This is a genomic window from Sphingobacterium sp. UBA7253, from assembly GCF_002472745.1.
Classification (GTDB): Bacteria; Bacteroidota; Bacteroidia; order Sphingobacteriales; family Sphingobacteriaceae; genus Sphingobacterium; species Sphingobacterium siyangense.
On the sequence record NZ_DKSP01000165.1, the window covers coordinates 1 to 9839 of the forward strand.

General features: G+C 40.8%; 9 protein-coding genes. 5 read left to right on the top strand and 4 right to left on the bottom strand.

What is annotated here, in order from left to right; genetic code table 11:
• Nucleotides 1-239 precede the first annotated feature (239 nt).
• Nucleotides 240-1793: a ribonuclease Y gene (gene rny, locus B2X72_RS16945; protein ID WP_286850826.1), complete on the top strand. Its 1554-nt coding sequence runs from the start codon at nucleotides 240-242 to the stop codon at nucleotides 1791-1793.
• 121 nt (nucleotides 1794-1914) lie between these two features.
• Here rny and B2X72_RS16950 read toward each other — a convergent pair whose 3' ends face one another.
• A complete protein-coding gene (locus B2X72_RS16950; protein ID WP_286850828.1) occupies nucleotides 1915-2568 on the bottom strand; it encodes an HAD-IA family hydrolase in 654 nt (217 codons plus the stop codon).
• Between the two features lie 141 nt (nucleotides 2569-2709).
• On the opposite strand from B2X72_RS16950, the gene B2X72_RS16955 reads away from it, so the two are divergent.
• Nucleotides 2710-3237: an Mpo1-like protein gene (locus B2X72_RS16955; protein WP_286733645.1), complete on the top strand. Its 528-nt coding sequence runs from the start codon at nucleotides 2710-2712 to the stop codon at nucleotides 3235-3237.
• A 143-nt stretch (nucleotides 3238-3380) separates the two neighbouring features.
• On the opposite strand, the gene B2X72_RS16960 is transcribed toward B2X72_RS16955, so the two are convergent.
• Together B2X72_RS16960 and B2X72_RS16965 are read right to left on the bottom strand one after the other, a co-directional pair.
• Nucleotides 3381-4706: an ABC transporter permease gene (locus B2X72_RS16960; protein ID WP_145327466.1), complete on the bottom strand. Its 1326-nt coding sequence runs from the start codon at nucleotides 4704-4706 to the stop codon at nucleotides 3381-3383.
• The gene (locus B2X72_RS16965) at nucleotides 4699-5634 is read right to left on the bottom strand and encodes an ABC transporter ATP-binding protein (RefSeq protein WP_145327465.1); all 936 of its coding nucleotides are present in this window, start codon (nucleotides 5632-5634) and stop codon (nucleotides 4699-4701) included. Before B2X72_RS16965 ends, B2X72_RS16960 begins: the two co-directional genes overlap by 8 nt.
• A 305-nt stretch (nucleotides 5635-5939) precedes the next feature.
• Here B2X72_RS16965 and yihA point away from each other — a divergent pair, with 305 nt between their 5' ends.
• The 3 genes from yihA (at nucleotide 5940) to B2X72_RS16980 (ending at nucleotide 9198) form a co-directional block, all read left to right on the top strand.
• Nucleotides 5940-6569 (top strand): ribosome biogenesis GTP-binding protein YihA/YsxC, encoded by a 630-nt coding sequence (yihA, locus tag B2X72_RS16970; RefSeq protein ID WP_075991997.1) that lies wholly within the window; start codon nucleotides 5940-5942, stop codon nucleotides 6567-6569.
• 17 nt (nucleotides 6570-6586) lie between these two features.
• Entirely contained in the window at nucleotides 6587-7441 is an 855-nt protein-coding gene (locus tag B2X72_RS16975; RefSeq protein WP_120334694.1) for a UbiA-like polyprenyltransferase, read from the top strand.
• 80 nt (nucleotides 7442-7521) lie between these two features.
• Nucleotides 7522-9198 carry a PNGase F N-terminal domain-containing protein gene (locus B2X72_RS16980; RefSeq protein ID WP_145327464.1) on the top strand — a complete coding sequence of 559 codons (1677 nt, stop codon included), beginning with the start codon at nucleotides 7522-7524 and terminating at the stop codon, nucleotides 9196-9198.
• A gap of 76 nt (nucleotides 9199-9274) precedes the next feature.
• On the opposite strand, the gene B2X72_RS16985 is transcribed toward B2X72_RS16980, so the two are convergent.
• The gene (locus tag B2X72_RS16985; RefSeq protein ID WP_046675839.1) at nucleotides 9275-9733 is read right to left on the bottom strand and encodes an Lrp/AsnC family transcriptional regulator; all 459 of its coding nucleotides are present in this window, start codon (nucleotides 9731-9733) and stop codon (nucleotides 9275-9277) included.
• Nucleotides 9734-9839: the final 106 nt, after the last annotated feature.

Here is a 9839-nt window from a genome sequence, read left to right on the forward strand (position 1 = left end):
TTTGCGAAAGCCATCTGGGTCATAATCTAAGCCTAATTATGTAATCACGAAGTTTAATAATACATGAGACCTGTTTAAATTTAATTGCGGTTTTTTTTTGTCATGAAGTACTGATGCACTTATCGGGATCGCTACTGAGTTGGCGCATACCAAAGGTAAGGGGGCAGGCTGATTGATGATTTTACTGGAATTTGAATATAATTAATAAAAACAAACATAAATAATACAATTATACATACATGGACATCGCAATTTATAGCATAATTTCTCTGATTGTTGGTGTTGTTATAGGTCGTTATCTATTGGTTCTGTTATTTAAAAAACAAGAGCAGGAAGCCAAGGATAAGGTAAATAGCATACTGAAAGATGCAGAGCAGGAAGGGGAACATATTAAAAAGAAACGCCTATTAGAGGCCAAAGAAAAGTTCCTTCAATTAAAATCTGAACACGAAAAGGAAGTCAATCAACGTAACAATACCATCAACCAAAAGGAAAATACGTTAAGACAAAAAGAACAGTCAATTAACCAAAAGCTTGAAAACATCAATCGCGATAAGCAAGATGTGGATACCAAGAAAAAGCAATTGGATAAATTGGTTGAACTGAATGAAAAGAAATCTGAAGAAGTAGAAACGCTCAAATTACAACAGATTAAGCAATTGGAAAGTATCGCTGGCGTCACTGCTGACGAAGCAAAAAATCAATTGGTGGACTCGTTGCGCGAAGAAGCCCGCTCACAAGCGATGATTCAAATCAAAGATATTGTGGATGAGGCCAAATTGACGGCGACTAAAGAGGCGAAAAAGGTTGTTATTCAGACCATCCAACGTACTGCTACAGAATCTGCAATCGAAAATACGGTTTCAATTTTCAATATCGAAAATGATGAAATCAAAGGTCGTATTATTGGTCGTGAAGGTCGTAATATTCGTGCATTGGAAGCTGCAACAGGCGTAGAAATCATTGTAGACGATACACCTGAAGCAATTATCCTATCTGGTTTCGATCCCGTACGTCGCGAAATAGCGCGTTTGGCTTTACACCGTTTGGTAACAGATGGTCGTATCCACCCGGCACGTATTGAAGAGGTTGTTGCTAAGACAAGGACGCAAATAGAGGATGAAATCGTTGAAATTGGTGAACGTACCGCGATCGATTTGGGAATCCATGGTTTGCACCCCGAATTGATTCGTATGGTAGGGCGTATGCGTTACCGTTCGTCTTACGGACAGAATCTTTTACAACACTCGCGTGAGGTAGCTAATTTTGCAGCAACAATGGCGGCAGAACTAGGTCTGAATGTTAAACATGCGAAACGTGCTGGATTACTACACGATATAGGTAAAGTGCCTGATGATAATCCGGAGTTGCCACACGCTATTTTAGGGATGCAACTTGCAGAGAAATACAAGGAACACCTTGATGTATGTAATGCAATTGGTGCTCACCATGATGAGATCGAAATGACTGCCTTAATATCTCCGGTTGTTCAGGCTTGTGACGCGATCTCTGGTGCACGCCCGGGCGCACGTCGTGAGGTTGTGGAAAGTTATATCAAGCGCCTAAAAGAGTTGGAGGATTTGGCTTTATCGTATCCTGGGGTTGAGAAAACCTTCGCGATACAAGCTGGCCGTGAGCTACGTGTCATCGTTGAGAGTGAGAAGGTGTCTGATGCACAGTCGGAAATACTAGCTGCTGATATCTCTAACCGTATTCAAACGGAAATGACTTATCCAGGGCAAATTAAAGTAACTGTAATTCGTGAGACAAGATCAGTGTCTTACGCAAAATAGATCCTAAGGATCCATTATAAAAAAAGCTCCAAACATTTTGTTTGGAGCTTTTTTTATGCAATTCTACACGTTTTTCCTTCAACTTGATCATTTCAGCCATTCCATTCTCCAAAGGATGGACTTAATATCGGAAAAATTCCATCAGATCTGTCACCGTAGCCAATAGATAGGTCGGATCTTCCTGTTCGAGTTCGGCTTGGCTACCATAGCCATACAGTACACCAATAGCATCCATGCCTGTTTCTCGGGCACCAATCAGATCATGTTTGCGATCTCCGATCATGAGGCAGTCTTGTGGACGTGTTAACTTGGCCTTTTCCATGACATATTGGATGACACTGGTTTTGGTCGGTCTGGAATCGTCCAAAGCGCTTCCACCCGCAAAATCAAAATAGGTATTTATAGCAAAGTGCTGTAATATTTTGTGGGCGAAAATTTCGGGTTTGGAGGTCGCAAGGTAGATGTTGTACCCTTTTGTTTTCAGCAATGCTAAAAGCTCGGGTATGCGATCAAACAGGATATTCTCATACAGCCCTATGGTTGAAAAGCGTTCCCGATATTTTTCTACACAGGCAATAGCTTCGCTTTCCTCAAATCCAAAGGTATGTATGAAAGAATCTTTAAGGGGCGGGCCGATCAAGGGTTTGAGGCTATTCAGATCTGCTGTATGGATGCCTTTGGATTCCAAGGCATAGGCAATACATTTCGTAATTCCTTCTGCGGGGTCGGTCAGGGTTCCGTCCAGATCAAATAAGATATTTTTGTAAGACTTCATGCTGCAATATTACGGAATAGAATAGGAGTAAGCGAGTTTGTATCTCCTGAAAGCATATAATGACCTGCAGCAGACCAAAAAATAAGGAATATTATCATCTTTAAGGCCTAAGGCATGCCCAATATTTGTTAAATTTGCCGAATGAAACAAAAGAAGAAAGTTCAAGAAGTCGAACCTTTACGTCCCGTAGATAAGTATTTTGCGGAGCTGGATGCTAATTTTCAGGATCCGACCAACCGTCTGATTCAAGCCATCTTTTTACCATTATTGTTTTTTGGTATCATGGGCTGCATCTGGATGATCCCATTTCCACAGTTCGAGTTCTTGGTCAAACTCAATTGGCATACTTTTTTGAATTGGGGCTCTTTCTTCATTGCTATTGTCATTTACTATTATTTAAAGCTGTCTGCAACGTTGTCCTATGCGATATTATTCTCTATCGGGGGCATGAGTTTCTTTATTGTGCAATTGGAATACGCACAAAAGAATGGTGGCCCGGCTGTCATCTGGGTGTGTTTGGGAATCGCATTGCTAGCTATTGCCGCGCTGTTTATCGGTAAGGGAAAGGAAAAGAAGAAAATTACAGGACAGCAGTTTCTACAGTTTTTACTTGTCGGACCGATATGGTTGTGGCATTTTGTCTTTAAAAAATTGAATTTAAGATATTAACTGAGCTGTTTTTAGGTGCTGATTGTACTATTTATAATCGTAGCCTAATCGGGATGCTTGTAGATAAAAGAAAAGGGCCAAATTGCTTGCAATTTGGCCCTTTTTATGTTGCTGTAGTTATGCACAGCTGGTTCAGAATACAGCTAGCTTTTGTAATTGAACCATTTGATGATTTCTTTGAGACTTGCTTTTTTACCATAGATCAAAATACCGACACGATAGATGCGGGCAGCAACCCAGGTCACAAATAAGAAGGTCAGTATGAGCAAGGTCAATGAGGTCAGAATCTGCCATAGGGGTACACCAAAAGGTATGCGAACGAGCATAGCGATGGGAGAGGTGAATGGAATAAAGCTTAACCATGTTGCAATCGGTCCATTGGGATCGTTGATAATGACGCCAAAAGAAAGAATATAGGTCAATAGCAAAGGCATGGTAATGGGCATTGAAAACTGATTGGCCTCTGTTTCATTGTCGACAGCTGAACCAGCAGCAGCGAAAATAGCACTATACAGCAGATATCCGGCAATAAAAAACAGAAAGAAGAAAATGATGACTTCCGTGAAATTAAAGCTTTGGATCGAAGTAAGGATAGAAGCAGAATCATTCTGGGCCATTGCTTTTGATACGGTACTCATATTACCGGCTCCAGGTTGGCTTGCGGCAACCTCCTGCATATCCTGAGGATTGACAAATAGGAGCGTTGCTGTGATAAATAAGCCTCCTGTAAGCACTAGCCACATGACAAATTGTGTCAGTCCAACCATACCGATCCCAACAATTTTACCCATCATGAGCTGAAAGGGTTTGACCGAGGAAATAATGACTTCGATGATACGGTTGCTCTTTTCTTCGATAATACCACGCATTACCTGGGCACCATAGAGAAACAGCGATAGGTATACTAAGATAGCCAAAGCGACACCAAGCCCCATTGCAATGGCTGTATTGCTGTTCTTTTCTTCACCGTCTGCTGTTATTTCTTTTGCATCGATGGTGACTTTGGGTTTAATGGACTGGATAATCTGCAGGTCGATTCCCTTGGCTTTATATTCCTTTTCACGGATGATTTCTTCCAACTGGCCGCTAATGATCTCCTGTGTGACAAAACTTGTCTTGCCGCCGGTAATCAGTTCGGCTCTTTCGCTTGTTAAAATATCTTTTGGAATATAAAGGATCGACTGTTTTCCTTCGCTTTGTGTAAGCTGCGCTTTTTGAGCCTGGAGGTCCAATTTGGATATGGTATAACTTACATTTTTATTGCTTTGGAGTTTGCTGGCAAAGTCGCCTTGCTCATCTAAAATAAAGACTTCGGTGTGCGAATCTTTGAAGCTCTTTTTTGTCAGATAAAACATGCCTGCATACAGTGCGAAAAAGAACAGGGGCACGGCAAAAGTCATGACAATAAAAGATTTTTTCTTGACACGTGATAGGTATTCCCGTTGGATGATAAGTAATATTTTATGCATGATCGTTAGCTGTGGGTGAGACTTGTGTGACTTTTTGGATGAAAATATCCGCCATGGAGGGAACGATTTCAATGAGTTGATTGAGCTGTATTTGGGGTATGAAACGCATTAATACATCATTGATATGGCTGTTGTTATTTAGCTGAATTGTAGTGATGTATGTTTTTTCATTCTTTGTTGACGTGATGACCTCAAATAGGGTGTCGTCGGACAGAAGAAAATTATCTTCGCTTGCTGTATATTCCAATCGATAGGTTTGATTTCGGTATTCTTTTTTAATCGCTTGTACAGAACCATCCAGTATTTTTTTTGATCGGTTGATGAGAGCGATATTATCGCAAAGCTCTTCCACAGTCTCCATGCGGTGTGTGGAAAATATAATGGTCGCACCTTCTTGATTTAAGCGGAGAATCTGTTCTTTTATGATATTGGCATTTACGGGATCAAATCCCGAAAAGGGCTCATCTAAGATAATCAATTGTGGTTGGTGAATGACTGTAGCGACAAATTGTACTTTTTGCTGCATCCCTTTACTCAGATCTTCTATTTTTTTGTCTAACCAGGATGTGATGTCCAGGCGTTGGCACCAATCTCGGATGCGTGTTAAGGCTTCTCGCTTGGAAAGCCCCTTAAGCTGCGCCAAATACAACATTTGATCACCGATTTTCATTTTTTTGTACAAACCCCGCTCTTCGGGTAAATAGCCGATTTGAGCAATATGCTGTGGGCCCAAGGGTTCGCCATTAAACAGAATTTCGCCGGAATCGGGGGCGGTAATTTGGTTAATAATACGGATCAGGGATGTTTTTCCCGCCCCGTTTGGCCCCAATAGCCCAAAAATCTTACCCTTTGGGATTTGAATGGATACATCGTCCAATGCACGGTGATTGGCGTAATCTTTGGTGACATGATTGATTTCGAGTAACATCTATTTTAAGGTTTAATTTATTCGTTCTTTGGGTTTTTAAGAACATTGCTTTTTTTCCAAAGACTGACGTTTATTTATGTAGTTAGTATCTTGTACGGCTGAATTGTTACAGCATCCCTGAAAAATTTTATGCATATTTTCGCTTCGGAATACGTTTATTCGTTTGACTAATCGTTTGTAGTGAAAGTTAAAAATAATTAGGGACATTTTATTATCCTGCCCATAAAATCGGAAGTCGAGCTTTTTTATGGAATAGAAGCCGTACAAATCTTGTCAAAGGGATTCATTTAACGTACCTTTGTTCCATGGAAGTGAAAAAAGCCGAATTCGTGTGCAGTAACACGAGAGTTGACAAATTACCTGCACCTAATTTGCCGGAATATGCGTTTATCGGACGTTCAAATGTCGGTAAATCATCGTTGATCAATGCAATGACCAACAAGAAAGGACTTGCCAAGACCTCCCAAAAACCTGGTAAGACGCAGTTGATCAATCATTTTATCATCGACGATACATGGTATTTGGTGGATTTGCCAGGTTATGGTTTTGCTAAGGCCTCTAAAACAAGTCGTAATGAATGGGAAAAGTTCATCCGGAGATATCTTACCCATCGGGACAATTTGCAATGTGTTTTTGTGTTGGTGGATAGCCGTCATGAACCACAAAAGATTGATCTTGATTTTTGCTATTGGTTGGGCGAATGCGGTTTACCATTTATGTTGGTTTTCACCAAAGCCGATAAGCAATCGACTGTTAAATCCGATGCGAATATTGCGAAATTTAAAAAATCATTGCTCCAATGGTTTGAGGAGGTGCCGCCGATTTTCCTAACGTCAGCGGAGAAGAAAATGGGTCATGAGCCTATTTTAGAAGCTATCGATGAAGTTAATGGCCGATTTGTTCGCCCTGAACTCGACGGAAACGAACAGTTTTAGCTAGATTTTAAGTTCAGATGAAAAAATACTTGTCCTTAGTTTTATTTGCCCATAGTGTATTTGCATTGCCATTTGCCTTTATTGGCTTCTTTTTGGCATTGCACACAACGGACTATGCCTTTTCGTGGAAATTATTGGTTTTGATGCTCGTTTGTATGGTGACGGCCCGTAATGCTGCCATGGCATTCAATCGTTATCTGGATAGAGATATTGATGCCATTAATCCAAGAACGGCCATGCGTGATATTCCTGCCGGAAAAATTTCCGCTAAAAATGCATTGGTTTTTACGCTGGTAAATTGCCTGATTTTTATTGCAGCGACGTATTTTATCAATTCTCTTTGCTTTATGTTGTCGCCCATTGCACTTTTTGTCGTGCTTTTTTACTCCTATACAAAGCGCATAACACCCTTATGCCATCTTGTATTGGGAGCAGGGCTGGGATTGGCTCCAATAGGCGCATATATGGTTATTACAGGTCAATTTGCGACCGTTCCGGTACTTTATGGTTTCGCTGTGTTGACCTGGGTGAGTGGCTTCGATATTATTTACGCTTTGCAGGACGAAGCCTTTGATCGGGCAAATCATCTTAATTCTATACCCGTGTGGTTAGGAACGAAGGGAGCTATGCGCGTTTCGGAATGCCTGCATGTGTTTTCTTTTATATTTATTTTAATACCAGCATTTTTGATGCCGGTAGGCTGGATTTATTATTTAGGTGTGGCCTTTTATGGGGCATTGCTGATTTACCAGCATACCCTGTTTTCATCGACTAATTTAAGTCGGGTCAATCGCGACTTTATGACAACAAATGGTTATGCCTCGGTGATTTTTGCGGTATTTTACCTCTTGGATATCTGGTTGATCAAATAAACGTTTTAGCATAAAATAAGAAAGGCTTTAGGAATTCCTAAAGCCTTTCTTATTTTTGCATCTAAACCAATACACATGCTATGAAGAAAAGTATTCTTTTTAAGTCTATTTTATGTTTGTCATTGTCTTCGCAGGCGCAAAAGCTGTCGAATTATGTCATTCAATATAATCAAAGTTTCAATGGGAATACAGCTGCCAATCAAAATGCCATTCTAGTCTATGCCAATGAAAAGGAGACTTTTGTTAGTTCGGCAAAAGAAATGAACGGACAGTTGGCGCCGCCATACGAACGGGTTGTGGTGGAGCGTTCTGGAGGCAATGCCTTACTTAAAATTGCTAAACTCAAAGACGGATCAATCATTCTAACCAAAGATTCGCTCGCACTTTCGAAACAAAAATTTAACGCCACAAACGAGACTAAAACAATCTTGGGCTATCCCTGTAAAAAAGTGGAGACGAGCATCAATTCCAATAAAATAGAAGTTTGGTATACCGATAAATTAGGGGTCAAAGGTGCACCCACGGAACTTGGTCAGGACCTTGGTTTGGTACTCGAGGTAATCCGCAATGGGAATACACGTACCTTTGCCACCAAAGTAGAAAAGGTAAAGACTATACCGGATCAACTGAGGCTGAAAGGAACTGAAAAACCTTACGATGAACTTTCCTATAAAGATCTTATCTGGAAGAACCGTTTTATCCAAATACCTGTTTTTCGGAAGGAGAGTATACGTTTTTCGGATGGTGTAAAGTCGGATTCTATTTTGCGTTTTGCTAATGGGACAGTTTTGGTAAAAAAGGTGAAAATCCCAAAAATAAAGACAAGCGACAATGTATTTGTGCAGTTGGTCGAACAATCGAAAGGTGATGCCTATGATCGTACTGGATCAGTTTTTATCATCCCCACCAACAAGGCGCAGAGCTTTTTGGATGGCATGAAAAATGGTATGGGTACCCTTCCTAAGTATGAAAATGGCAATGGTAAAGCCTATCAAGGGGTTGTAAAAACAGCATCCTTTGAGCCTATTGTTGAATTGATGCGTTTCTTTACACCTTTTGGTGTTAAGCAGTTTAACTATCTTCAGTTAAAGGATAAGGTTTGGCAAGACTCGGTGCTGTACCGTCAGGACGTAACCGAATTGGCCGGTATGTTGAGCGAGCAGGAGGTCTATGTGGGTGCCTTCATTGGTAACTATGATAAAAATGGACATGAGGTGAGTGTGGAGCTGACGATACATCCGGGATTCGATGCCGAGTCAAAAGGCAGTCTGAAAAAGACGATGTCTTTATTTACGACGACCAATGTCATGGAAATGGGCGGTCAGGAGTACGGATCTATGTTTGATAAGGAGAAAGGTCTTACTGTTTCATTTCATTTGGACCAGGATGCTAAAAATGTGCAATTACGCTACATTACCACAGGGCATGGAGGCTGGGGCAATGGTGATGAGTTTGTGCCTAAAGAAAACCGCATTTTCCTAAACGATTCATTGCTCTTTAAATACACCCCTTGGCGCAATGATTGCGGTTCGTATCGTTTATCGAACCCCGCTTCAGGCAATTTTGCTACAGGGCTGTCTTCATCCGATCTGAGTCGCTCCAATTGGTGTCCAGGTACAGTAACACCGCCGATCTACATTGATCTGGGGGATTTAAAAGCTGGAGACCATACGATGCAGGTACAGATCCCACAGGGAGCGCCTGAAGGAACAAGTTTCAGCAGCTGGAATGTGACGGGTACCTTGTTATTCGATTAATTAGTTTTTCATTGCTGTCATGTGCAATAATGCTATTGCACATGACAGCAATATTCCTTCGTTTTTAAGACAAAGATTAAAGGGGGTAGGCCGTCTCGCTTTTTGTCTCCGATAATACAAAGTAGGTCTGTACGGTGTTTACTTGAGGTAATACGGCCAGTCGATGCCGCAGAAAAATATGATAAGCATCCATATCTTTGGTTGCTATACGTAACATAAAGTCGTAAGAGCCTGCCATTTGGTAACATTCCATCACTTCCGGGAATTTAGCCACCTCTTTTTCGAATTCATTCAATACTTCAAACGTATGCGCCTTGAGAAAAACCTGGGAAAATGAGATTAACCCAATGCCTATCTTGTGGCGGTCCAAAATTGCCACCGTTTTTTTGATGTAACCCAACCGCTTTAGCTTTCTAACACGTTCATGAACAGCTGCAATAGATTTGTTGAGTTCAAAGGATAGGGCTTTGTTACTCATTGAGGCATCTTGCTGTAGGAGGCGCAATAATTTTACATCGATTTCATCCAATTCCATAATCTGAATATTTTCGGTACGGCTGTAAAAATACGCTATTGTTCTGAATTATTTATTGGTTTTTATGTCTTTTAATTTAATTTTTATTGAAATTATGATGATGTAT